The sequence below is a fragment of the Agaribacterium haliotis genome, assembly GCF_002312815.1.
Classification (GTDB): Bacteria; Pseudomonadota; Gammaproteobacteria; order Pseudomonadales; family Cellvibrionaceae; genus Agaribacterium; species Agaribacterium haliotis.
The window spans coordinates 174,252-199,361 of the sequence record NZ_NKQJ01000002.1 but is presented as its reverse complement, the minus strand read 5'-3'; the positions used below and the strand labels follow the sequence as shown (position 1 = coordinate 199,361).

Genomic DNA, 25,110 nt, shown 5'->3' with positions numbered 1-25,110 from the left:
GCTAGTAACAAGAGATGAAAAAGAATAATACCTATTGCGAGCCCTTTTGCATTAAAGAAGGTTATAACTTCGAAATTCACTATGTCAGCTATACCGAGCAGGATCCGTATTCCTGTTTTATGCATTTTCACGAAGTGCACGAGCTGATCGTATTTGAAGAAATCGAAGGCAGCTTTTTTTACCACCAGGGCAAAAGTGAGCTGCAAGACAATGATCTGGTGTTTACCCCCGCGCTTGAGACTCACGATTTTGAGTGTTCGGACAGACCCAAGTCTTGGTACATCGTTCAGTTTTTGCCGTCGTTTTTAGAAGAGCACGGCCTGGCGCAGGCTGAGGCGTTTTTTAAATACGGTATGCACCTGCGCTTAAGTGAGGCACACAAGGACAATATTCGCCAAGTGGTTAGCTGGTTGCACGAAAGTTATCAGGCCGACCCGTTTAGCGATAAAAGCCAGAGCCTGCTGAAGTTATTGCTGGCGTGGATAGCGGAAGTGGCGACGCCAGTTAAGCAGCCACACACCGACAGTGTTGCGCGGCCGATGAACGATGTGCGGCTTGAGCCGATATTAAATTTATTTCGCCGCAATAAAAGTGTTGACTTAAGTTTGAATGAAGCCGCTGAGCTGTGCCACTTAAGCCCGAGCTATTTTTCCCGGCTTTTTAAATCCGTATTTCGTTACAACTACAGCGAATACAGTATACGCCACCGTTTATACAGCGCTGCACGATTGCTGTGTCAGAGCGACTACAGTGTTACTGACGTGAGCTACGAGTTAAATTTTTCCAGCCCGTCTCACTTTATTGCTTTGTTTAAAAAACAATTTGGTGTGACGCCGAAAAAATATAAAAAGAGTTTTGTTGAGCGCGGCTCAGAAAACCAGGCGCTTGCTGCGGAGGAGTTGCCCTAGGGCTACTCTTCTTCGCCAAAGCACTCATCGTAGCTTGTGCAGTTGTCGCAGCTCGGTGAGCGGCAGATATAGTGTCCGCCTTGCTCGCAGAGCTGTTTGTAAAAGAATTTTTTCCAACGCATTTTTTTTGTATTTTGGCTGGCGAGGCTGTAAAAGTTATCGAGCAATAGTACTTTTAAATCAGCGCGACTTTGCAGGCCAAGCGCTCGCCATAGGTGGCTGTTATCGAGGCTGGCGGCGGCGATTATTTTAGCGATCCAAAGCTCAGCTTCATCTTCTTCATTTCTTGCACCGGCTAATAAATTAAATAAATCTGCTCGCTCTAGCTCTCTTAGTTCGAGTAGCTCCAGGCGCAGCTTGTCGTTTTTTGTATTGCCAATGGCCAGCGCCGAATCCTGACACTGGCAATACATTAACAGCTGCTGCTTTTCCGCTAAACTTAAGCCCAGGCTAGATGGCAGGCTACTTTGGCCTAAGTGTTGGGATTTTAAAATATCCAACAATAACTCAGCGTTGCTGCTTAAATTTTGCGAAGCGGGCAGGCGCCCACCGCCGGGCTCACTTTCACTGCCGGCCCCACTCTCATCACCGGTCCCACTCTCATCGCCGGGCCCACGAATAGTCTCAGCCGTGTTTACGCTGCTATTTTTTTTGTTTGACGGGTTTTTAATCGCTAGATTCATTCTTGCTTAAATTCGCGGCTTGAGTTTGGGCTCGGGTTTAGGATTGGCTTCGGTGCTTGTCAAAACTCAAGTGGCACTTGCGCGAGCTTCTCGGGATATATTCCGGTCAGTGAACCGGGTGGGTTAAATGCCAAACCCTGGCTGTCTAATATGGCCCCTTCAACTGGGCACACACTTGCACACTGAATGTCTGCATAAAAGCCGTTACATTCGCTGCATTTTGTTTTATCGACTTGCATCTGAGTCTTGCTCTCGTAGATCGCTTGGCTCGGACAAACGTCGAGGCAGGCCCAGCAGCTTACGCAGCTATTCACAATACTTACTGACATACCATTCCCCCGGCGCTAAGCGAGCTGACTGAGCTCGGCGCACGTTTGCTGTTGTTGATTTAACTCCTTATAAATTGCCGCGACGGCGGCGTCGATGCGTTCCATTGCATGATCGCTAGAAGGGCGAATGCCTGCGGCTTCAAGTTTTTGCCACGGGCCCCAGCCAATTTTTGCACACAGCACCGCTTCACAACCTTCGAGGCAGGCGATGCTTTGCTCGAGTAAGTCCTGTTGTTCATCGCAGTTCTCGCTGCCATGGCAGTAGGCGCTGACGCGGCGGCTACCGACTAATTGCACTGAATCAGCATCGGCGCGATAGAGCAAAAATTCTGTCGCATGGCCAAAGTGCTGGTTGACTAAGCCCTGGCCCTTGCTGGCAACCGCAATCAGGCGGCTGCTGTTTGATGAAATTTCCGTGTTCGAGTGCACAGACTCGCAATATTCTGGCTTAAGTTTGTTAAGAATATCTTTCTGTACAGCGGCGCGCCTCACTTGCGCTTGTTTGTAATCGATGTCTTGTTCTGCGATTTTATCCAGGCTGAACTCTGCGCCGCGATCTTCATTGAGCATGCCGACGGCATCGGCGCGACACTGGCGGCAGTGGCGCATCAGCTTCATATCCACGCCGCAGGCCTGTTGCGCTTGTTCGAGCTCTTCAGCGCTCGGGGCGCGTTGCCCCATTAGTCCAAAATACGAGCCGTGCTCTTTCTCGGCAATGAGCGGCATCAAATTATGTAAAAATGCCCCGCGTTTTTTAATTTCTTTGCTGAGCTCGGCTACGTGATGGTCGTTAATGCCGGGGATCAGCACGGTATTGACCTTGACCAAGACTCCGCGTTCAGTCAGCAAACTGAGCCCGAGCAGTTGCTGCTCGATCAAGATCTTAGCGGCTTTGCGGCCGCGTATACGGCGGTTTTTCCAGTAGATCCACGGATAGATCTTCTGCCCGATATCGGCGTCAATACAATTAATGGTGATCGTTACATGATCAATGTTAAATGCACAGAGCTCGTCGATGAGCGGCGGCAGCATCAGACCATTGGTCGACAGGCACAGTTTCAGATCGGGGGTTTCCTGGCTTAGCAGTTTGAATGTTTCGAAGCTGCGCTTGGCGTTGGCCAGTGCATCACCGGGTCCGGCGATGCCGAGCACGCTCAGTTGCGGAATTTCTGCTGCCACGGCTTTGACTTTCTTAAGCGCTTGTTCCGGCTGCAGTACTTCCGAAACTACACCTGGGCGGCTCTCGTTAGAGCAGTCGTATTTGCGGTTGCAGTAATTGCACTGAATATTACAGGCCGGCGCCACCGCCACATGCATACGCGCAAAGTGGTGATGGGCTTGATCCGAATAACACGGGTGGGTCTCAATTTTCTTCTGAATATGCGCAGGCAGAGCCGCGCGAACACTGGCAGCCGCTCCGGTATCACCAGCGCCACAGCTTGGCGCTGAGCCGTCATCGCAAGAGCTTGCAATAATATTTAGTTCCATACATCGCCAACCTAAAAAATAAAGTCTTTTACAGAGCAGAGCAAAGCCTGTGCCGCTATCTAGGTTGTTGATTTGTATGGTTTTTGCTGGCGTGTTCGATGCTTTTTGTTACAGGGCTGACAATTAAAATGTTTGAACTGCGACAGGGGGGCTTGTGTTTACTTCAGGGAGAGGAGGGTTCGTTGCTTCAACGGTCGGTTTACGGACTTGCGTTTTTGTATAGGGCTTCGATGCTGTTAAGTGAGAACGAGAATCGGGCTTTTGATTGGAAGGTCTAAATTAATAAAGTTGTGTAGCTGACTATTTTGCATATGTATAGCCAGCTGCACAGATTTATCTGCGGCCTTAAAGTTTTATTTATTAAAATAAATACGCCGCGCCTGATTTTTCAATTTGGCCTATGCGTTCTTTATCTGCGACGGAGCTGATGGCTTCTCGGGTAGCATCAGCATCTGCAGACGCGCCAATAATTACGTCGCCCCCGTCTGGGCTGATAGCTAAAGAAAGCCCGTATTTGTCTAGGTATGTTCCTTCGCTTGGGTCCAGGTATTTTTCTTCGCTTGATTTGCGGGTACTTATATTGCCAGCCTGCAGTTCTTGCCAGCTTGACGGCCCATTTGAGGCGTACATAAAGACCGGTTTTTGCAGCCGCGGATCATCTGCACCGGCCACGAGATATTGATATTGGCCGCTCCAGCTTAACGCGAGTGAATAACCAAAGTACGTATCGGCAGCTAGTTCAGGTTGCAGTGTTGTTACGTGAGCCCACTCTTGTTTGTCTTGCGCAGTTTGGCGATATAAGTGAATGGCCCCCACATTTTCTATTGTTGTATCGCCTTCAATTCTACTTTCGGACGGTACCCCGACGGCGAGCAGGCCATCTACCAAAGCGATTGGTGAGGAGTAGCCAATGTCGCGAACCTCTCTAATGATTTCGTGTTTATGTTGCCATGCATCCTGGCTACCGGCTCGCTGATAGATATTCACACGTAATTGATTGTTCCCTACAGTTGCAATTGCAAAGCTCGTGCCGCTGGAGTCGATTGCGATAGTGCTAGAAGCAAGCGCATCGAAGCCAGGGCCGCCTTGTTGTTGCCACTGCAGTTGCCAATTACCTTCTGAGGAGCGCTGGAACACTGCAGCCGATGAATTACCCCAGCCATTGCTTAATATAATCGTGTTGTGATCGCTTATTGCCACGTTGGAGTCGGGCGTGGCAAGCGTGCCCTGGGTATCCAGACTTAGTGTGGTATCGTAATTCCAAGCGTTTTCTATTGAATTTTGATATACATGCGCCATTAAACGGATGAAACCTCCATCAATCACGCTGATGCCTGAAACAACAAGCTGCCCTGCAAGGAATTGCATATCCAGTGATGAGCCAAATTCCGAGTTGGGAACCGGGTTAGTTAATTTCGCCTGCAGTTGCAATTGGCCGTTAGATCTTCGGTATATATAGACGGCGCCTTTGATATGTTGATCCGGGTCTATGACTTCCTCCGGGGCGGAGATCGCAAAATCACCATTTGCCGAAATAGCTACGGCGGCACCGTATGATATACCTTCGCTTACATATTCTGCCGGGGCTTTAATGTGGGCGATGGTCTTACTTGCCGCCACATTAAGTGGCATACTCAGTTCGCTACAGATCGTTTCATCTTCATCACAGGCTTGCACACGATAACTGTGCTGCGCTGTATTATCTTCTGCATAAATAAACTCAGTGGTTTCAATAATCTGCGAATGAGATTTTGCGATAAAATCCAGTGGGAGTTTTTCGCATTCAGTTTTGCAGCGAAATAGGTGGTAGTGATGAGCACCGTCGACCTGAGGCCACTGCAGCTTAATTTGTTTTATTTGCGCATTAGCACTTAGCTGGGGTGGGGCTAAGCGTTGGTCTTTTTGTACAATCAGGCGAAAGCTTGCAGAGGATGCTAAATAATATTCATCAGCCTCGCTGTGGGCGCTGATGGTGGTTTCGCCTTCAGCAACAAGGGTAATGACACCTTGTTGGTCAATCGTTGCAACCGCCGTATCGCTGCTTGCATAGCTTAGTGTGCCGCTGCTCTTTACTCCGTTGAGTGTGTTTGAGAACGTGCTTTCATCGAGATTTAGTGTCTTTAGCAGTTCTCCGTGCTCGGCAAAACTAAGCTCCTGAGTTGCTCGGGGCTCTGGTGTGCGCTTATCTTTAGTTTTGCTGTTATCGCTTGTACCGTCGCCAGATGAGCCCCCGCAGGCGTTTAGCAGTATAAAGCCAATTATTAATATAAATCTTGAAATAGAACGGGCGGGCAAAAAACTTAGGTGCCGATACATGGTAATTCTAACTCCCTGATATCGTAATAAATGAAGAGTGAGATTATGCTGTTATTCTCTCACTGGACAATAAAACAGATGCGGCGCAAACCTTCTGCGCACGCAGCATGCAGTATTTAAAAGTAGTGTTTGAAAGCAATGTGCGACGTTTGCCGCATAGAAAAATTTTTGCATCATAGGGAAATTTATGAAATTACACTATCTCGAAATTGTTACAAATGACGTTAATAAGCTATGTGCAGCTTATGAAGCCGCGCACGCTGTTGAGTTTTCTGAGCCTGAAGTTTTGCTTGGTGGCGCAAGAGTTTGCACCCTGGCAGATGCTTCAACGGTCGGTGTGCGCGCGCCTTTGCGAGATACAGAACAGCCTGTGGTGCGGCCGTACTGGTTGGTTGATGATATTGAAAAAGCGCTAAAGGCTGTCGAGGCTCAGGGGGCAGAAATTGCCGTTGACGCGATGGAAATTCCCGGCAAAGGTCGTTTTGCCATTTATATCAACGGCGCTATTGATCACGGTTTTTGGCAGCTTTAACAAAGCTTAAATTTTTCGTACATTAATATTTAAAGTCTGGATTCGATAGGCAATTTGCCTCGGTGTCATATTTAACAGGCGAGCGGCTTTGGCCTGTACCCAGCCGGCTTGCTCCAGCGCCGCGATGACTCTTTCGCGCTCGTCGAGGCTGTTATCGTGCAAGTCCGTTGGGTTGAGTTGGCTTGGCGTGAGTTGGGTTTGCTTGAGTTGAGCGTGGGGCACGATCGGCGCCTGAGTATATTGCACACCGCTAAGAGAGATCACGTCGCTGTCGATATTACCCTGTTCACTCATAACCGCAGCGCGCTCAAGGCAGTTTTCGAGTTCGCGAACGTTGCCCGGCCAGTGATAGTTCATCAGCATGCGCACGGCGCTGTTGGTTAATTTAAGTTCGCGTTTTTGTTTTTCCGCAATTTTGCCAAGTAAAAACTCAGCCAGTTCGGGAATGTCAGCTTTGCGCTCGCGCAGCGGCGGTATCTGTATCGGCATAACATTTAGCCGGTAATAAAGGTCTTCACGAAATTTACCTTTGTCTACTTCAGCTTCAAGTGTACGGTTGGTGGCTGCAACAATGCGCAGGTCCACTTTGATGGTCTGGGTACCGCCAACGCGCTCAAATTCGCCTTCTTGCAAAATACGTAATAGTTTGGCTTGAAACATCGGTGAGATTTCACCGATTTCATCGAGAAAAAGCGTACCGCCGTCGGCCTGTTCAAAGCGACCTTTGCGCTGTTTTACCGCACCGGTAAACGCACCTTTTTCATGGCCAAAGAGTTCTGACTCAAGTAGAGTCTCTGGCAGTGCGGCGCAGTTTAGGCGCACATACGCCTGTTTAGCTCGCGGCGAATTGTAGTGAATGGCGGTGGAAATAAGCTCTTTGCCGGTTCCCGACTCGCCGAGCACAAGCACGGTACTGTCCCATTTTGCGACGCGCCGCACTTGGTCAAATACTCGCCTCATTGACGAGGTGTGGCCAATAACCAGTTTTTCAAAACCAAAATTGGCGCGCACTTCGCGGCGCAGTTCGTCGCGCTCGCTGGCGAGTTCTTCACCGCGTTCAACGTTGATAACTAGGCGCACGGTCTGCGACAGCATGTGGGCAACGGTTTCCATAAAGCGCAGGCGCACGCTGAGCAGGTCATCGGCGGGTGTACTCGGTTGTGCGGCTAAGACACCGATGGTTTTCCCCGCGCAATTTTCTATTGGCACAGCGATAAAAGGCAGCTCGTAATCGTATATCGCCAGCCTGTCTAAAAAGTTGGGTTCGGATGAGATGCGTCCAAGTACGATGGGGTTGCCGTGGCTGAGTATGCGGCCGATGATGCCTTCTCCGCTGCGGTATTTAACACGCCCTGGTTTAATGCTGTTGTCGTCGCCGGTATAGATGGATGTTAGCTGCACCGCGCTGTGCTCGGCATCGGAGATAGATATTAAACCGTAGTGTAGGTCGGCAACCGTATGCAGGACTTGCAAAACCTCATCAAAGGTTTTTTCTATATTATCTGAATGGCAAACAATTTGGCTTATTTTATTCAGCGCCGAGGTTTCATTTTCCAACAAGCTTGCGCGGCTAAGCGCCGGTGTTGCACTTAATAAAGAATCTTTGCTCATCATCATTGGCTGGCCTCGCTACAGCTGGGGCTGCTGTGTTTGTGTTCGGCGGCGCTGTGTATGTGGGGCAGCTCGATTAATACACTGCAGCCGGCGCTGTAGCTGGTATCGATGCACACAGTGCCAGCCATATCTAATACGGTTTCCTGCACCATAGACAAGCCCATGCCCGTCGCGCCGTTACTTTCGGCGCCGGACTTGGTGCTAAAAAAGGGTTCAAATACTTTGTAGCGCATGGATTTGGGAATGCCGGGGCCGGTATCAAAGACTTCGATACGCACAACATCTTTTTTGGCTAGCGTGCGTATATTGAGCTCGCGCAGTTCCGTTTCAGCTGCGCTCATCGCTTCAATAGCGTTGTCGATTAATTTGCGCAGCGCGCTGACAATTTTACCTTCGGGGCCAAGCACCTGGGGCAGGTGCAGGGCGGGTTGCCAGTCGACAACAATGCCAGCACTTAACAATTTAGAGGTGCTTAAACTAATGGCGTTGCGAATGACCTCATTTAAATTTAGCGGGCTATTGCGCTGTTGCTGCGCGGCTGGAGTGATCGACATCAGTGTTTCTAGTGCCGAGCTGCCGGCTGCTTCGGCTTGTTTGAGTGCGGCGACGAGCGGGTCATCTTGTTCAAGGTTTTGTGCGCGCTGTTCAAGCATGCGAAGCGCCGCGTTGATTAAATTGACCGGTCCCTGCAGGCTGTGAATGGCGCCGTTAAACGCTTCGCGTGTTGCATGCACTAGTTCTTCTTCGGCAATTAAGGCTTTAAGTGAATTTAAACGTGAATCTTCCTGGCGTTTTTTAAGCTCGCTAATGTCGTTAATGGTAAGCAGTATGTGCATGTTTTCCTGCTGATTAAAAAAGTGCTGGGCATCTTCGTTTTCAAGGCTGACAGCGGTGCCGTCACAGACAAAATAACGCGGGCTGTATCCGCCGCTATCCAAGCAAATTTCTTTATTTTGGAAAGATTGGTAGTGTTGGCGAAGCTGGACCAGATCGTCGCCAAGCATGTTAAATAAAAGCTGTTTGGCTTGCTCCTGGCTGCCGCTAGGTGCTAAATCACAGATAAGCTGCTGAAAGCTCGGGTTCATCAACACGATATTGTCGCTGCTGTCTATCAGTGTTGTGGCAATTGGTGAGCGGTTAATAACAGTCGATATCATTTCACCAAGATTGGTAACGCGCTGCTCAAGTTCGTGAATGTCACTCGAATCCCTATGCATGCCGAGGTAATACTGCGCTTCGCTGTTTTCATTGAGTACTGGCGATACATTTACCTCGGCAAGGTAGAGTGAATCATCTTTGCGTTTGTTAACCAGAAGGCCAGACCAGGATTTTTTCTGTAGCAATTTGCTCCACAGTGTTTGATAAGCGGCTTTGGGGGTTGTGTGATTCGATAAAATTGATTCGTTTTGTCCAATGACTTCTCGCTGATCGTAGCCTGTCACTTTGCTGAAACTGCGATTGGCGTAGAGAATATTGGCGTCAAGATCGGTAATTGAAATGGCAATGGGCGCATGTTCAACAGCCTGATAAAACGCATCAACGCTTAACTTATTTGCTGTATTCGACCTGGTCGATGAATCAGGTCGTGTCGGCTGAGTTGAAATATTTAACTCGTTGAGTGCAGAAGGTGTATGCAGATAGCGCTCAGTATTGCTCATAGTGAATGTCCACGGCAGGTTTGCTGTATCTATAACAGCCCCACTATGGGGTGCAATGTTAGTTCACTTAGGTGCAAGCTTCGCTCCAACCATCTCGTTACATCATCAAGTGAACATTGTTGCACTATGGGGTGGGGCTGTTATAGATACAGCAATAACTGTGCCGCGAGCAAAGCGCCCGATTGAGCTTTGGATTAAAGCTAACAATCAAAAAAAATGTTGTTTAAACAACATAAATATAAAAACAGTAAAAATATTTTTGTAGCAAAAACGACAATGCGACAAGTTGTTTAGTTTTGACTGTGATCGTTTATTTTGTTGTGAAAATTTAAGGCAGGTCAAGTTTTTTTCTTGCAATTTTTATTGTCTTTATTTCTTTTATGTTTTTTTTCGCGAAACACGGGGGCTTAGGCCTTTGGCACACTTGCTGCACTTTCAGTTATAAAAAGCACTTCTAAATCGGTATAAGTGGGCGCAGGGTTTAGGTGTGGCGCTTGATACAGGGTTTTTTAGTTTGACTTTGCATCACTAGAAAGTACAGGAGCGAAAAGTGGAATATTTGAGTCTGCTTATTGGTGCAGTGCTGGTAAATAACGTGGTTCTGGTGCGTTTTCTCGGTTTGTGCCCTTTTATGGGGGTATCGGGCAAGCTTTCGACGTCGGCAGGTATGAGCGCTGCAACCACCTTTGTAATGAGTTTTGCCTGTGCCTGTAGTTGGTTGGTAGAAAACTATGTGCTGCAAAAGTTCGGTATCGGCTTTCTGCGAGTGCTTGCTTATATTCTTGTTATTGCAAGCCTGGTTCAATTTACCGAAACCCTAATTCGAAAGTTTAGCCCGCCCCTACATCGCTCCTTAGGTATTTATCTGCCGCTTATTACAACAAATTGTGCTGTGCTCGGCGTGCCCTTAATCAGTGTTCGTGAACAGCAAAGTTTTTTTCAGGCCTTGGTTTTTGGTTTTGGTTCGGCGCTCGGCTTTTGTCTGGTGATGGTTATTTTTGCTGGTATGCGTGAGCGTTTACAGTTGGCGAATGTGCCCAAGTCAATGAGTGGGGCGCCGATAGCGCTGGTGTCGGCAGGTTTGCTGGCGATGAGCTTTCTCGGTTTTAGCGGTTTGGTCAAGGTTGGCTAAGGGAGAAGGTAGATATGTTGATATCCATGCCCTCGTTGTTGTCGCTCGCGACATCGGTAATGTGTATCGCTGCGCTCGGCGCTTTACTCGGTTTATTGTTAGCGCTGGCGGGGAAGTATTTTGGCGTCGATGATGAAAGCCCTCTGGTAAAAGAAATTGTTTCACTACTGCCTGGCAGTCAGTGTGGTCAGTGTGGATATCTCGGCTGCGCTGATGCGGCAAAGTCCTTAGTTGACGGCGAGGTGGGTATTAATTTTTGCCCGCCGGGGGGGCGTGCCTTGGTTGATGAATTAGCTTCGTTAATGGGTGTCGATGCCCGTGAGCTAGGTGAACTTGCCAAGCCACAGCTTGCTCAGATTGATGAAAAGCTCTGTGTTGGCTGTACCCGATGTTTAAAAGCTTGTCCGACGGATGCGATTGTCGGCGCGAGCGGACAAATTCATGTGGTATTGGTAGAGGCCTGCAGCGGTTGCAAGCTCTGCTTAAGTCGCTGCCCTGAAGACTGCATTAGTTTAAAGGAAGAAAAATTAAGCCTTGAGAACTGGGCCTGGCCCAAACCGCAGTTATTAAGCCATGCGGCGGCACTGGAGTAAGGCCTATGTTTAGAGGTTTATTAAATTTAGCGGCGGTGCGCGGCGGTGTGCACCCACACAGCCACAAAGACAGATCGTCGGCCTTGCAGATTCTTAAGGCACCAGTGCCCAAGCGCCTGTACTTACCTTTATTGCAGCATGCAGGTGAAGCGGCAGTGCCAATAGTCGAGCGCGGGGCTTACGTCTTTAAAGGGCAGTTATTAGCCTTGGCGCCGTCGGATTTGTCGGCGCCGGTGCACGCTTCAAGCTCCGGCCATATTGTCGATATTTGTGAGGTGGCAGCCGCGCACCCTTCGGGTTTAACTGCTCCGGCCATCGTTCTCGAAACCGACGGTGAAGATAAGTGGGCGCCTGCTGACGAGGGCGCAGCGTTGACTGATGCCTACAGCGAAGATGCGATGACACTTGCCAATCGTGTTGCCAATGCCGGCATTGTCGGCATGGGCGGCGCTATTTTTCCTGCGGCGGTGAAATTAAAGCAAGGGGCAAAACACGAAATTAAAACACTGCTTGTCAATGGTAGTGAATGCGAACCGTATTTGAGCTGTGACGATAGGCTGATGCGAGAGCAGGCCGAAGCTATCGTCGAAGGTGCACGCTTAATTCGTCATATCCTCAAAGCTTTTCGGGTGGTGATTGCCATTGAGGACAACAAGCGCGAAGCCATCGCTGCGATGCAAGCGGCGGCCGAGCCCTATGGCATGGTTGAAGTTGAGGTGGTGCCAACGCGTTACCCCATGGGCTCGGCTAAACAACTTATTCAGCAAATTACCGGCCGCGAAGTTCCCGCCGGCGCGCGCAGCACATCAGTTGGGGTGCTGGTGCACAATGTCGGTACTGTCTATGCCATTTACCAAGCCCTGACTCGCGCGCGTCCATTGATTTCACGTGTGGTTACAGTTGCTGGAGCCTGCATAAAACGCCCGCGCAATATCGAGGCGCGTATCGGCACGCCGGTACAAGATTTAATTGATTTGTGCGGCGGTTTTATCGACAAGGCTGAAGTTTTGCTACTGGGTGGGCCGATGATGGGCATCGCGATGCAATCGACCGAGGTGCCGATAATAAAAGGGGCGACCGGCGTGCTGGCGCTGGCCAAACACGAACTTCGGCGCGAACAGAGTTCGGCGTGCATACGCTGTGCCCGCTGTGTATCTGCGTGCCCGATGGGGCTGTTGCCTCTCGATATTGCCGCCCAGATAAAACAAGACAATTTTGAGGCCGCCGCCGATTACGGTCTGAACGACTGCATTTTATGTGCTTCGTGTTCGTATGTTTGCCCATCTCAATTACCGCTGGTGCAGTATTTTCGTTATGCCAAGGATCAGCAGGCACAGAAACATCGCGCTGCTAAAAAAATGAATTTAACGGTGAGCATGAGTCTCGCCAAACAGCAGCGTTTAGCTGATGAAAAACAGCAAAAAGCCGAAGAGAAGGCGGCAAAGCGTGCTGCGAAGAAAAAGACACGCACGAGGTCAAAGCAAGCTCTACATGAAAATGGCATTAAAGAAGCTAAAGCAGACTCTACGCAGATTGGCGAGGCTAAGGTAATTACCGAAAAAACTGCAGCAGAAAAAGAAATAACTAACGAGGCGACAACACGTGAGGAGCTTGCACATGAATCCTAGCCTAGTTCACTGCGGCCCCTATGCACACGACGGTAGTTCCGTTTCCGGCATAATGATGCAGCTTTGTTTGGCGCTACTGCCCTGTACTTTGTTTGCTTTTTATATTTTTTCCTGGCCGGCGATTTTTCTGTTTGTTGTTTGCTGTGGCAGCGCGTTGATATTTGAAGCCGTTTGTTTGTATATGCGCGGTGACAGTATAAAGAAAATTGCCGACGGATCGGCGCTGGTTTGCGCTTGGTTATTGGCGTTGACCTTGCCGCCGTGGGCACCGTGGTGGATTGGCATTACGGCTTCTTTTTTTGCAATTGTTATCGGCAAGCAGCTTTACGGTGGCCTGGGCCAGAATATATTTAACCCGGCAATGCTGGCGCGTACAGCTTTATTAATTACCTTTCCCGTACAAATGACAAGCTGGTATGCGCCCATGCCTTTCGCTGATGCGGCCAGCCCAGGTTTTTTTCAGGCACTTGCCTTAACGTTTTCTTCAGTTAGCCCCGAGCAGCTAAATATAGATGCTTACAGTGGTGCCACAGTTTTGGGGGAGCTAAAAACGTCGCTGGGCATGGGCTTGTCGGTGGATCAGGCGCTGCAAAGCGTCGATAACAGCTTCGAGAACAGCGTTGCCATGGGGTTTGATTTAAGCCGTGCGTTGATGGGGTTTAGCTCGGGAAGCATGGGCGAGACTTCAGAGCTTATGGTGCTGATTGGCGGTATTTTCTTATTGTGGCGCGGCATTATCAGCTGGGAAATACCCGTCGCTATGTTGGCTGGCGTAGCGCTGTTTAGCGAAATCGCCCACCTGATTGATGCCCAGTCATTTGCCGGCGCGAAGCTGCACTTAAGTAGTGGTGGGCTGTTACTGGCGGCGTTTTTCATTGCTACCGACCCTGTCACCTCTCCGTCTAGTCGCAGTGGCAAGCTGGTCTTTGGTTCTGGCTGCGCACTGCTTATATTTATTATCAGAAATTGGGGCGCTTTTCCCGAAGCTGTGGCGTTTTCAGTACTGATTATGAATGCCTTTAACCCGTTGATTGAGCGCTACTTTAAACCGCGTGTGTACGGGCGCCTACCGAATAAACAGGCACTGCCATCAATGTCATCATTTGAGTTGGCGCAAAAACTTCAGAGGCAAAAATAATGACTTCCAATCTTGCCGTATTGCGCGAAAAAATAAGTTATCAAACGATGGTGCTGGCTACCTTGTGTGCACTGGTAACGGTAGTGCTTGTTTTAGTTCAGCTTTTAACGGCAGATAGCATTAAACAGCGCTTGATCGAAGATCGTTTGTTTTTATTAAATCAAGTTTTACCAGCAGAGCTCTACAACAACCAGCCTTTTGATGAGCACGTTTTTATTTCGGACAGCTCAATGTCACCGCAGTTGATGGAGTTATTTGTTGCTCGCAAAAATGCAGAGCTCAGCGCCTTTGTATTTGAAATCGAAACTCAGGCCTATGGCGGCAAGATGGTATTGCTTATTGCTATCGATAGGCAGGGGCAGATACTTGGCCTGCGTACGCTTAGCCATAAAGAGACACCTGGCCTTGCCGATAAAATTGAAATTGAAAAAAGCGACTGGATACTGAGCTTTAATGGTGAGTCACTTGAACGTACGAGTAATGATCAATGGGCGGTAAAAAAAGATGGTGGTAAATTTGATCAGTTTACCGGGGCGACCATCACGCCAAGAGCCGTAGTGAATGTTGTGAAACAAGCGCTGGAGTTCTATGCGCGAAATAAACACGATCTATTAATGCAGCTAGAGACAAAAAATAAAGTGAGTCACTTAGCTAATAGTGAGGGGCATTAAATATGTCTGAAAAAACGTCTGTTAAAGGTGATGCTGGATCTGGGCGCGCTGATCAGGAGGAGAGCTGGGTTGAGAGCACTGGGCTTGAAGGCGCGAGAACTGCGGCTGGCGGCATTAGAGATCCACTCCAAAATGAGCATGCCGAGCAAGATAAAAACCAGATTGATTCGCCCTGCCAGCAGTGCCCAGGAACAAAAAATATCGAAGCGGGCAAGTTTAGAGACTATTTTAATCTGGGTTTGTGGCAAAACAATATTGCTTTGGTGCAGCTACTTGGTCTTTGCCCGGTAATGGCTGTGACAACATCGGCAAGCAATGGTCTGGGCATGGGATTGGCAACAATGTTGGTATTGGTTGTGGCAAATGTTTTGGTATCGACGCTAAGAAACTTTATCCCTGAACAAATTCGCAACCCAATAATGATCGCCATTATTGCCGGCACCGTGACTTTGGTTGACCTAATCTTTAACGCCTATATGCACGAGCTCTATAAAGTGTTGGGTTTGTTTATTGCGCTAATTGTTACCAACTGTGCAATTTTAGGCCGCACCGAATCATTTGCGATGAAGCAGCCACCGCTGGCTGCGCTGGTAGATGCTTTGGGCATGGGTTTAGGTTTTACCTGGGCTCTGGTTGTGCTCGGTGGTGTACGAGAAATACTCGGTAGTGGGACTTTATTTGCTCACGCATCGTTGTTGTTGGGTTCCAGTTTTAGCTGGCTGGAACTAAAGCTGTTTGACTTTGATTCCGGTTTGTTACTTTCTATTTTACCTCCGGGTGGTTTTATTGTGCTCGGTTTGCTAATTGCTTTAAAGCGCCTGATTGATGATTGTGTTGAGCGAAATCGCAACAGTGATCTGAGCGAAGATCAAGCCCTGGTGCACATCAACTAAAAGAGATTGTTAAGGAGCAAGCTTGTGCAGATTACTTTAGTCTACGCCGCCAGCAACCCTGTTGTTCTAAAAACAAATTGTGAGCCTGAAACTTCCGTTGCTGAGCTTATTGATAAAAGTGGTTTGTTGGCGATGAAGAAAAATCTAGACCTAAGTACAACAAAGGTGGGTATTTTCGGAAGGTCGGTATCATTAAATCAAATTGTGCGTGAAGGCGACCGTGTAGAAATCTACCGGAAGATAACTCGTGTTGTTGATAACGATAGCGACGAAAAAGACGACTGCGATTAGTGTTAGAGCGAGTTATTGATATCTAAATTACACAAGTTTATCGGAGTATAGTATGCATAGAAGTACGGCATTTGCCATTGCAATGGCAGCCAAAGAGACAGCGTTGGTTGATGTGAAGAGCCTGATGCAGGCCTTGTTTTTATGGGGCGGAGAGGCCTTAGATGAAAAATTACCATCTATTAGTGCCGCTGATTTAAAAAAAGCGCTAACCGAGCTTAGGTTTGAGCGCGCCGATACTCTAAGTCAAAGCACCCTGGCGGGGCTTGTTGCGGTGTTGAAACGTGAAAGTAGTAGCGATATTGCGCCTGTGCAAGAGAATACTGCATCGCCTAAAGAGAGTTTGCGTATTGCCATTGCATCAAATAGTGGCGACAAGCTAGATGCCCACTTTGGTTCGTGCTCACGGTTTCTTGTGTATGAATTAAATCACGTGCAAAGCCAGCTACTTGAGCTTAGACCGGTGCCATCAGGCAGGGGCGTTGATCATAGCTTGTTACGTGCAAACTTAATATCCGACTGCCAATTAGTCTATGTGTTGTCGATTGGTGGCCCTGCCGCTGCGAGCTTGATACGGGCGGGTGTGCACCCAATTAAAAAAGCGGCACAGCAGAAGGCCGAGTACTTGATTGGTGAACTACAGCAAGTGTTATTAGATGGTGCACCGCCCTGGTTAGAAAAGCAGTTAAAGTGCCGCGCGGAGCGAACGGCTTAAACCTATATTGCTATATCTCGTCAGGTTTGAATGATACTTCTGTTGTTCAACTTGTTTGGCGCTGGGCTTATTAATATATGGGCTGCGCTTTGCTCGGGATATGTAAAAGCATTAGACATAGTCAATACTTATCTCGGCGATGTAAAACTTAGCGTAAGGCTCTACATCTTCCGGTGCGTGATTGAGCTGAATTACACTAATTAAGTAGTATTTATCGCTGTGTTTAAATATTTTTGCGCCGCGCAATAAGATGGCATCCTCGAGCAGGGTGCGCCCATCGAGCTTTGATTTGATGCTAAAGCGCGTGTAGTTTTCGGAGAAGCCGTTGGTACTTACGGTAAACGGTAAGTGCACGCTGAAGTCGATCTCCTGTGTTGCCCCAAAGCTTTCTACCCGATAGGGCTTGAGCTTAATATCAACGCCATTGTGGTAGCCGAGCTTGGAAATTTCTTCGTTCGCCAACTGGCCGACAATGCGCTGGCTGTCTTTGGATACAACAAGCAGGCTGCCTTTTTGCTCCGTCAAACTCAGGTGCCTGCTTTTTCTCAGCGCATTAAGCTGTGCTTCACTCGGCGCCGGGTGCGCTTGCTGATGGCTTTTAAACTCCAGGTGCACCGGTCTTCCTGTATCCGTGTCGACGGCATACCAGCTTTCGGCGTTTGGGTTGACGTCGCTGCTGAGGTTAAATTTGGGGTAGGCCGGGCTCGGTTGGGGCAGGTATTTTTCAAGCTCGCCGTTTAACCACCAGGACAAGCCAATCAAGATGGCGGCACTACCTGTGACTTTCAGCGCCCCCAGTGTGAACGATGCTTTGTCGATACCGCCCAAAAATCGATAGAGCAGCGCGGATACGGCGATGCCGAGGAACACCGAAATAACCGGCGGCGGAATCAGAATGGGTTTTTCGAGGAACCACAGCGCGGTTAACAGTGGTGTCATCAGCAGGGTCAATACGATAGCGACAATAATCACTATGTCTTCCGCAGTGAGGCGCTCGCTGATACTAGTGTGGTCCTTGGCGTCCGGCATGTAAGTCCTTACTTATTTACGCGTTGTTGCCTGAGGTGCCAGTATAACTTGTGCTAGCGGGCCTGAAAACGTTGCAAGTTTTGCTGCAACTACCTATGTCGAGAAGAGGCTCGAGCCAGGAGAACCGTTGGGGGCAGCAGCTATTTGGCTTCGGTGGTGAAAATAGCGAGCGCTGTTAATCTTGATGACTAAAAATATCCTGAAAAATGATTTTGGACCAACGGTAAGCTTCCAAAGTGCAAGCCTTGACTCACATCAATAATAAGCCGATGTCTAAGTTCTGTTTTATCAGTTTGATAAAACCTTCCTCGCTTCATGCCGCGATTAGTATTTTTATAGATGGAAATAATGTTTTTTCGGTAATTCGCTAATTCGAGTTTTCTAATTTCAATTTTGAATATAAATATTGGTTATCTATTTCAATTTATGGTTTTTCGCAGCTTGATTGAGCTTGGCTGTATTAATTGAATTTTTAGCTAGCTTATTAATTAGTAGTTAGCTGTTTAAAAATACTAACTTTGTTTCTGTTTTATTTGTTTGTTTGAACGTCTGTCGGAAAATATGTGATTTTGATCACGGCTTGCCTTGCAAAGTATACATTGGCGCCGAGGATGTTTTTAAAGTTGGTAATGTGTGCTGGCTAAAATAATTTCTATATGAATGCACGGCCAATATCTTCTTCAGTTTTTCTGAGGTTTTGATGTTTAGATGCGTGTAGATAATAAATGTGCAAGGAGCGTTTCTAATGAAAGCTTTGTTTTTTGTCCCTACTGTTTCCGTACTTTTTGTTGTTCAGTTGTTGTCTTCGCTTGTTTTGGCGCTTCCGCAGGCGCCTTCGGGTAAAAGTTGGCAGAGTGTTGATGCTCTGACAGATGACTTTAACTATTTTGATAATAATAAATGGCAAAAAAAGCATCCTTACTGGAATGGTCGTCAGCCCAGCCAGTACAACAGTGATAACGTTTCCGTTGTCGATGGTAAGCTGGCCTTGGCAATGACAGTTCGCAACGCAAACCAGCAGGGAAATTGGATCTGGGCATCTGTCGTTAGCTCTAAGAGCAAAGCATTTAAAAAAGGCATGTATTCGGAAGCAAAAGTTAAGATTGCCAATTTATCTGCGGTGACAGCGTTTTGGATGCAGGAGCCAACCTATAGTGAAATTGATGTTATTGAGAACTACGGCACTGTGAAAAATGATCGCTGGCGTTATCTGGATTACACAATGATGAGCAATACGCACTATTTCACCAACAATTGGGCAACCGATGAGGTAACTCCAGGGCACTACACCAACCCGGGAAAAGCGCGGAACGCCGATAAATATTATACCTATGGTGTATGGTGGAAAGACGCTCAAACGGTGATATTTTATCGCGATGGGGCCGAGGTCGGTCGGGTTAAGCCAAAGGCAAACTTTAACGATAACATGTATGTATTTTTTGATATGGAGCCTTTTACCTGGGGGCCGGGCTTACCTACGGTGGCAGATCTTAACAACGGCAGCATCAATACTTCATATTTTGATTTTATTAAGACCTATGAGCTTGTTGACTCGGGCTCGAGCAGTAGCTCGTCGAGTTCTTCAAGCTCTTCGAGTAGCTCGTCAAGCAGTTCAGGCGCTTTGCTCGATCAGTGTGATACCACTGCGCAGTGTAAAACAATTTATGGCAACCAGGCGAACGACTGCAAAAATAGCGCTAGTGCCAGCAGTGTTTGTATGTGTGGCAGCAGTGCCTGTGAGCAGTCGTCAAGTAGCTCTTCGTCAAGCTCTTCTTCGAATTCCTCATCAAGCTCTTCATCAGGCGGTAGTGTAAATTTTGTAAGTCTGAAAAAGGCCAATAGCAGTTACTACGCCTTGGACGGAGGTGCCGGTGCAGAAAATGGCCAGAACATAGCGCTGTGGCCCTATAGCGCCAACAATCAAAATCAGCAGTTCCAGGAGATCAACCGCGGCAACGGCTATTTTTCCTATAAAAAGAGAAATAGTAACCACTGTATCGACGGAGGTAATGGCGGCGCAAACCTAGCCAATATTTATCTGTGGAGCTGTGGTGAGAATAACTTTAATCAACACTGGAAAAAAGTATCCCTCGGCAACAATAAATTCCGCTTAGAAAAGCGCAATGCCGGCAGTTATTCCATCGACGGCAATCACGGCGGCGCATCCGCTCAGAATGTCTATCTGTGGTCATCTGATAATAATAACGGCAATCAGCAGTGGATTATTAACTAGCTGAGTTTTCACTGCCGCTATTGCTTAATTTCAATAATATCGAAGATCACTATATCAGTTTTAGTGCAACCGGAACTTGTTAAATCGAAGTTCTTATAGATAAGCCTGGCAACGCAGGCTTGAGTTTCGGTTGTGCTAAAAACTGGCCTACAGATCTGTTTTGTTGGTTTGTTGGTCGGCTGGCCCCTGTTGTCACGGGCATTTTGGAACTTGAGTGCGCTGCAGATTAAATGGCGTCCAAGTTGCGCTCATAGGGATTAATCATTTAAGTTCGGGTTTATAATAATGAAATACGTTATCTCAGTAATAACCGTAGTTACTTTATCTTTTCTTTCCGCTACTGCACTCAGTCAGGATCAGTGTAATACCACTGCCCAGTGCAAATCTGTTTACGGCAATCAAGCCAATGACTGTTTTGATAGCCGCAGTAATAACAGCGTATGCATGTGTGGATCGAGCCGCTGTGACGCTCTTGGTGCTTCGTCCTCTAGTTCCTCGTCTTCAAGCTCTAGCTCCAGTTCATCTAGCTCCTCAAGCAGCTCCGGTGGCAGCATTGATCAGTGCAATACTACTGCTCAGTGTAAAACCAGCTTCGGCAACCAGGCGACTGACTGTAAAAACAGTGCAAGCAACAATAGTGTTTGTATGTGCGGAAGCAGCCCCTGTGAGCAGTCATCGAGTAGTTCGAGCAGCTCCAGTTCATCGTCAAGTAGCTCATCAAGCTCTTCGGGTGGCGGGGTAGGTATGCTTGGTCGTTTTGATAAAGCTAAGGATCTACTGTTGTGCAACTACGATGGCAAACCCGATGAAGATGATCTACACGCTGTGGCTGGCTTGGCAACTATGTTGAGTGACTCGCGTTTTTCAGGTGTACAAATTCACTGCACGGCCGGTGCTTACGGTTGGCAGGGGGGAAGCTTCCTTAAAGAAAATCATCTGTTTAATTTGGCCTTCGGCAATCGCTGGGCCAGTGCTCACGACAACTACAGTAATGCTGTGAATCAGGCCGTAGCCAAAGCGCGTAATGCAATCAATGCCGGTGGAGATATTTGGGTGGCAGAAGCGGGGCAGTCGGACTTCACTGCCGATGTGGTTCGTCAAATTAAGGCGCAGATGCCGGGAATTAATAGCCGGGCGCGCATTCATGTTGTTCAACACAGCCAGTGGAATGAAGACAAAACGACAGCGGCGGACTTAACTTATGTGCGCAATAACACTGATTACAAAAAGATCTCAGATGGTAACTCATCGGGCAATGGTACCCCGGGCTTAACCACTAAAAGTTCTTCATACTGGGCTCGTGCGACGTCTGACAATCAGGTTGGTCCGGTCTGGATTGAGGCGCGCGCTGCAGCACTGCGCTGGATGGGTGTGAACTGGGACAACGATAAAATTAAAAACGGTGGCATGGACTTTTCAGATACCGTTGAGATGATGTGGATTTTTGGTTTTGAATCCCAATCTGGCGGGGTGAACGGTTTCTTTAACGCCTACCTTTAATCGCGAAAGGCAGGTTTGCCATTCTCGTACAAAGCGGTAGATAAAGTGCGTAAAGGCGCGAGACGGCTTTCTGGCAACAATTAATCGCTGCTGATTTATTGCTGCTTCAATGCTGTTTCGACACTGTTTCGATGCCAAGATTCGCATCTTTATGTATCGTTTTGTATGGATGTAAAGTTGACGACAATGTAATTTTGTGTGAGCAATGACAAACGAAAAAGCCCGGGGTACAAGCGAGCCTTTAATGAAGAGTAGCATGGGGGCCTATGATCAGCGCTGGGTTACTGATGGTGCCTGGCTTAGTGGCCTCGGTGGCGCTTTCGCTGTTGTTGCCCTTGCGGTGTATTATCACAGTGCTTCTGTGCTGGATAAGGGTTTGTACCTCGGAGCTTGGCGTATCTGCGTTACTCGCACAGACGGCCTTATTTTCGCTTTGCTTGCGGTTTGCCTATCGATGCTGATTATTGAGTTCACTCGCCTCAATTATTGGCATCGATCTCGTGGCATAAAGTTTTTTAAATTACATCCTAAGTTACGCAAGCGCTCATATTTCTATTTTGTACTGGAGTCTCTGGTACTGTATTTTTCTGGCTTACTGTTGCTGACCATTATTTATGCGTTTTATCGCTATGCAGGCGAATATGGTTTTCAGAATCAAGCGCTTTATTACCAGCCGTGGTTTCGTTTTGTAGAGCTATGTTACAGTGCTTATCTTTACGCTGGTTTCCCGTATGTATTAATAACCCGGGCTTTTAAATACAGTATTAAAAGTGATCGTATGGATTACGGCTGGTATATGTTGCGTTTAATCTATACCCCGCTAAAAAATTTGTTATCGCTCTCGCCATCAGGCTTAAACTTAACTAACAACGATAAGAAGCTGACACTGTCTATTCTTGTAAAGGTGTTTTTTGCACCGTTAATGACGGTGTTTTTCTTTGATCAGTTTCCTCATTTTATTAACAATGTTGGCTATTTGTCCGGTGTTTTTTGGGGCGATTTCTGGCAGGCCGAGCAGTCTGCTAACTACAGCCACTCAAACTTTAACTCCGATCTCTATAACATATCAATTTCGTTTATATTTTCTATTGATGTTGCCTTAGCTTGGTGTGGATACATCGTCTCATCTCGATGGGTAGATAATCAAACACTGTCAACCGAAGCAACAGCGCTTGGCTGGTTGGTTTGCCTGCTTTGTTATCCGCCGTTTCAGCGCGAATTGGGATTGTATTTTTCGCCGCCCTCGGAGAGGCAGTTAATGTATTTGTTTGAGCAGCAGTGGCTTATCAGTGTTTTTTTAGTGCTGATGTTACTTAGTTATCTTTTATATATGTTGTCGACCCTGTGTTTTGGTGTGCGTTTTTCAAACTTAACAAACAGGGGCATCATTCGTTCAGGCCCCTATGCCTATATTCGCCACCCAGCCTATGCCAGCAAGAATTTTGCGTGGTGGTTTTTGATGTTTCCGGCACTTTTGTACAGCGCCATTAGTTATGAAGTTATTCCGGCTCTATTGCAGTGTTTGGGCCTACTGCTTATGTCCTGGTTGTACTATTGGCGAGCGTTGACGGAAGAGCGCCATTTGCAGGCGGACCCGGCATATCGAAGCTACTGCCAGCGTGTGAAATATCGGTTTATTCCTGGGTTTTTGTAACACGCTTAGATTGATCCGTGGTATTAAAGCCTGGAAATTAACAACGCTAGTGAAACAACTACCATGTGTTGGTAAATAAATGAAAACTATACAGAGCTATAATTACATTACTCCCGCTTATCTTTTGTCGATATCGGTCGCTTTTATTATGGGGTTTATCTGTCACGCAGTTTTTTTCTCGGCTAATGAAGCATATCGAGGCTACACAGAAGCGGCCATGGTGAAAGAGCAATATAATCACAGTGAAATCAAAGCCCTGCGTATTGCTGATGAACTCGTTGCTACGCCTGAACAAACCACACATGTGCTCAGCGCAGATGAAAATGGACTCAGTGCTGACCCGTATCGCAACGCCGTGGAAACCTTGGCCCGCTCATCTGAAAATGTACTGAACTTGTCGCAGCTTAATATTGCTGTTGCGAAGTGGGCTTTGCAGGCACCGCTTGAGGTATTTGAGTATATACAAGGCCTAAGTGAAGATAAAAAACAACAGCTGATGCCCGTGTTAATGGCGGTTGCAGGGCAAACAAAAAACCCGGAATTACAGCAGTGGCTGCACCGGAACCAGCAGCACGTTAAACACGATTATTGGGCCCAGTCGTATTACCACGCTTACGCAGATAAAGCCCCCAAAGAAGCACTGTTATTTCTTGAAAAAAATTATTCTGGCAATAAGCAAGCCGAACTTGTCTTGGCGGTGGTGGATGCGTGGGCGACAAAAGACGTCGGCGATGTTTTTGAGTGGTTGCAGGGGCGTGAAAATAGTACTTTAACCAAAGAGTTGCGGCTGCGGGCGCTAAAACACTATATCAAAAAAGAGCCAGAGCAGGCCGCTGCGATGGTGGCGCAGTTGAATTCAGGTGATGACAAAAACCAGTTGGTAGCGCAAACCGCCGAAGTCTTAGCGCAGATAGATATCTACGATGCGATTGATTGGGCTGAAACACTATCTGAAGATGAGCGCGCAGCGGCTTTGTCGAGCTTAATGCACTCTTGGGCCGCAGAGGGTTTGCCGGAGTTGGCGCTTGACTATGTGCTTGCAGATGAAAAGCTGCAAGACAATAACGATGTGTTACTGGCCGCCGTAAGCAGTGTGGCAAGCTTGGACTATCAAGTGCTGGTTGCAAGGTTGCCGGATTTTAATGACAAACACAAACAAACCGTTGTGCAACAGATATCCAGTGCGCTTATGCACAGTGGCCGCGTTGAGGAATTTGAGGTGTGGTATCAGAGCTTACCTATCGGTGCGCAACGAGAAGCTGCGAGTCTTCCGGCTATCAGCGCTAACGTTCGCACCCGGCCCGATCTGGCGTTTAAGTACGCAGAAAATATTATTTCCGCGCAAGACCGGCAGCGCTATTTAAGTGAGGCGGCACAGTCGTGGGCCAATTCAGAACCGAGCTTAGCCAGAGCGGCTATCGAGTTTAGCGAGGTGCTAAGTGAGCAGCAAAAACATAAAATACTTGCCGAGCTGCCCTAAGCTTCCCCGCGCGGGACTGATTTTGAAGCGCTGCTTATTCGGGCTTATTCTGCAAGGCCTTTGATTTTATCCCCGCTAGCATGATTTAACAGACGGTGTAAATCGTGCCATACAAAATAATAGGTTGGCACGGCGCTTCCGTCGGGCGCATGCCATATCGCAGATTCGGCCTTGTTTGCACCAAGCTTTTTATAAAATGCCTGGGCCTTTTGGTTGTCCTGGTTGACCAGTAAATACATGCCCTGTTTGGCCTGTTGTTGATAGCTGATGCGCGCGGCTTCACCAAGTAGGGCTCTGCCCAGGCCTTGCCTATGATGGGTGCGCAGCACGTGTAAATTATCTATATAAGAGCCCCAGTGCTGGTGGGCAGATAAATACATACAAACAAAAGCACAAAGCTGCCGGCCGTTATCAGCAACAATAACGCGTTGATTCGCCTCGGGCGTGTGCAGCCGCGTTCGCCAGAGCTGCTGGCGTTCTTTGGTGGCGCCAGTCGCTAGATATTCTGCACTGAGTGCGTTTTGATAGTTCTCTTTCCAGCTGCGGCTGTGTATGGCTGCGATGTTATCGGCATCGTTTGCGGTGGCAAGTCGTAATATCATTGTGCGATGGCCAATCTGTTTTACTG

The 25,110-nt window shown here is 47.9% G+C and carries 22 protein-coding genes; 14 read left to right on the top strand and 8 right to left on the bottom strand.

Translation table 11 applies throughout. The annotated features are described in order from the left end of the window. Positions 1-14: 14 nt before the first annotated feature. Positions 15-908 carry a helix-turn-helix transcriptional regulator gene (locus tag CFK45_RS03705; RefSeq protein WP_096085074.1) on the top strand — a complete coding sequence of 298 codons (894 nt, stop codon included), beginning with the start codon at positions 15-17 and terminating at the stop codon, positions 906-908. A gap of 2 nt (positions 909-910) precedes the next feature. Here the strand turns inward: CFK45_RS03705 and CFK45_RS03700 are convergent, their stop codons facing one another. The 4 genes from CFK45_RS03700 to CFK45_RS03680 form a co-directional block, all read right to left on the bottom strand. Further along, the gene (locus tag CFK45_RS03700) at positions 911-1,591 is read right to left on the bottom strand and encodes a nitrogen fixation protein NifQ (RefSeq protein ID WP_096085073.1); all 681 of its coding nucleotides are present in this window, start codon (positions 1,589-1,591) and stop codon (positions 911-913) included. A gap of 59 nt (positions 1,592-1,650) precedes the next feature. After that, a complete protein-coding gene (locus CFK45_RS03695) occupies positions 1,651-1,920 on the bottom strand; it encodes a 4Fe-4S binding protein (RefSeq protein ID WP_096085072.1) in 270 nt (89 codons plus the stop codon). Between the two features lie 15 nt (positions 1,921-1,935). Next, positions 1,936-3,408: a nitrogenase cofactor biosynthesis protein NifB gene (nifB, locus tag CFK45_RS03690; protein ID WP_096085071.1), complete on the bottom strand. Its 1,473-nt coding sequence runs from the start codon at positions 3,406-3,408 to the stop codon at positions 1,936-1,938. Between the two features lie 360 nt (positions 3,409-3,768). Further along, entirely contained in the window at positions 3,769-5,724 is a 1,956-nt protein-coding gene (locus CFK45_RS03680; protein ID WP_096085069.1) for an Ig-like domain-containing protein, read from the bottom strand. 187 nt (positions 5,725-5,911) lie between these two features. Between CFK45_RS03680 and CFK45_RS03675 the strand changes: the two genes are divergently transcribed. Continuing rightward, positions 5,912-6,256: a VOC family protein gene (locus CFK45_RS03675; RefSeq protein ID WP_096085068.1), complete on the top strand. Its 345-nt coding sequence runs from the start codon at positions 5,912-5,914 to the stop codon at positions 6,254-6,256. A 6-nt stretch (positions 6,257-6,262) separates the two neighbouring features. Here the strand turns inward: CFK45_RS03675 and nifA are convergent, their stop codons facing one another. Together nifA and nifL are read right to left on the bottom strand one after the other, a co-directional pair. Beyond that, complete coding sequence (nifA, locus tag CFK45_RS03670) at positions 6,263-7,873, bottom strand: nif-specific transcriptional activator NifA (protein ID WP_239923539.1); 1,611 nt, start codon at positions 7,871-7,873, stop codon at positions 6,263-6,265. Next, entirely contained in the window at positions 7,870-9,528 is a 1,659-nt protein-coding gene (nifL, locus tag CFK45_RS03665; protein ID WP_096085066.1) for a nitrogen fixation negative regulator NifL, read from the bottom strand. Before nifL ends, nifA begins: the two co-directional genes overlap by 4 nt. A 550-nt stretch (positions 9,529-10,078) precedes the next feature. Here nifL and rsxA point away from each other — a divergent pair. The 8 genes from rsxA to CFK45_RS03625 are packed head-to-tail and all read left to right on the top strand — an operon-like array spanning position 10,079 to position 16,586. Then, on the top strand, positions 10,079-10,660 hold the full coding sequence (gene rsxA, locus CFK45_RS03660) for an electron transport complex subunit RsxA (RefSeq protein ID WP_096085065.1): 582 nt from the start codon (positions 10,079-10,081) through the stop codon (positions 10,658-10,660). A 14-nt stretch (positions 10,661-10,674) separates the two neighbouring features. Beyond that, positions 10,675-11,253, top strand: coding sequence for an RnfABCDGE type electron transport complex subunit B (locus CFK45_RS03655; RefSeq protein WP_239923538.1), 579 nt, complete (start codon positions 10,675-10,677; stop codon positions 11,251-11,253). Between the two features lie 5 nt (positions 11,254-11,258). Beyond that, positions 11,259-12,881: an electron transport complex subunit RsxC gene (gene rsxC, locus CFK45_RS03650; protein ID WP_096085063.1), complete on the top strand. Its 1,623-nt coding sequence runs from the start codon at positions 11,259-11,261 to the stop codon at positions 12,879-12,881. Further along, entirely contained in the window at positions 12,871-14,019 is a 1,149-nt protein-coding gene (locus CFK45_RS03645) for an RnfABCDGE type electron transport complex subunit D (protein WP_096085062.1), read from the top strand. Before rsxC ends, CFK45_RS03645 begins: the two co-directional genes overlap by 11 nt. Next, positions 14,019-14,690 (top strand): electron transport complex subunit RsxG, encoded by a 672-nt coding sequence (gene rsxG, locus CFK45_RS03640; protein WP_096085061.1) that lies wholly within the window; start codon positions 14,019-14,021, stop codon positions 14,688-14,690. Before CFK45_RS03645 ends, rsxG begins: the two co-directional genes overlap by 1 nt. A gap of 2 nt (positions 14,691-14,692) precedes the next feature. Continuing rightward, a complete protein-coding gene (locus tag CFK45_RS03635) occupies positions 14,693-15,583 on the top strand; it encodes an electron transport complex subunit E (protein WP_096085060.1) in 891 nt (296 codons plus the stop codon). Between the two features lie 24 nt (positions 15,584-15,607). After that, entirely contained in the window at positions 15,608-15,874 is a 267-nt protein-coding gene (locus CFK45_RS03630; protein ID WP_239923537.1) for an RnfH family protein, read from the top strand. A 52-nt stretch (positions 15,875-15,926) separates the two neighbouring features. Continuing rightward, positions 15,927-16,586, top strand: a complete 660-nt coding sequence (locus CFK45_RS03625) for a NifB/NifX family molybdenum-iron cluster-binding protein (RefSeq protein WP_096085059.1) — start codon at positions 15,927-15,929, stop codon at positions 16,584-16,586. 111 nt (positions 16,587-16,697) lie between these two features. Here the strand turns inward: CFK45_RS03625 and CFK45_RS03620 are convergent, their stop codons facing one another. Then, positions 16,698-17,615 carry a hypothetical protein gene (locus CFK45_RS03620; RefSeq protein WP_096085058.1) on the bottom strand — a complete coding sequence of 306 codons (918 nt, stop codon included), beginning with the start codon at positions 17,613-17,615 and terminating at the stop codon, positions 16,698-16,700. A gap of 745 nt (positions 17,616-18,360) precedes the next feature. Between CFK45_RS03620 and CFK45_RS03615 the strand changes: the two genes are divergently transcribed. From CFK45_RS03615 to CFK45_RS03600, 4 genes are all read left to right on the top strand, one after another. After that, a complete protein-coding gene (locus CFK45_RS03615) occupies positions 18,361-19,848 on the top strand; it encodes an RICIN domain-containing protein (RefSeq protein ID WP_096085057.1) in 1,488 nt (495 codons plus the stop codon). A 285-nt stretch (positions 19,849-20,133) separates the two neighbouring features. After that, a complete protein-coding gene (locus CFK45_RS03610; protein ID WP_239923535.1) occupies positions 20,134-21,348 on the top strand; it encodes a hypothetical protein in 1,215 nt (404 codons plus the stop codon). Positions 21,349-21,592: 244 nt separating this feature from the next. Next, positions 21,593-23,002, top strand: coding sequence for a methyltransferase family protein (locus CFK45_RS03605; protein WP_096085217.1), 1,410 nt, complete (start codon positions 21,593-21,595; stop codon positions 23,000-23,002). 79 nt (positions 23,003-23,081) lie between these two features. Beyond that, positions 23,082-24,482: a hypothetical protein gene (locus CFK45_RS03600; protein ID WP_096085056.1), complete on the top strand. Its 1,401-nt coding sequence runs from the start codon at positions 23,082-23,084 to the stop codon at positions 24,480-24,482. Positions 24,483-24,526: 44 nt separating this feature from the next. Here the strand turns inward: CFK45_RS03600 and CFK45_RS03595 are convergent, their stop codons facing one another. Beyond that, positions 24,527-25,084 (bottom strand): GNAT family N-acetyltransferase, encoded by a 558-nt coding sequence (locus CFK45_RS03595; protein ID WP_096085055.1) that lies wholly within the window; start codon positions 25,082-25,084, stop codon positions 24,527-24,529. Between the last annotated feature and the right edge of the window lie 26 nt (positions 25,085-25,110).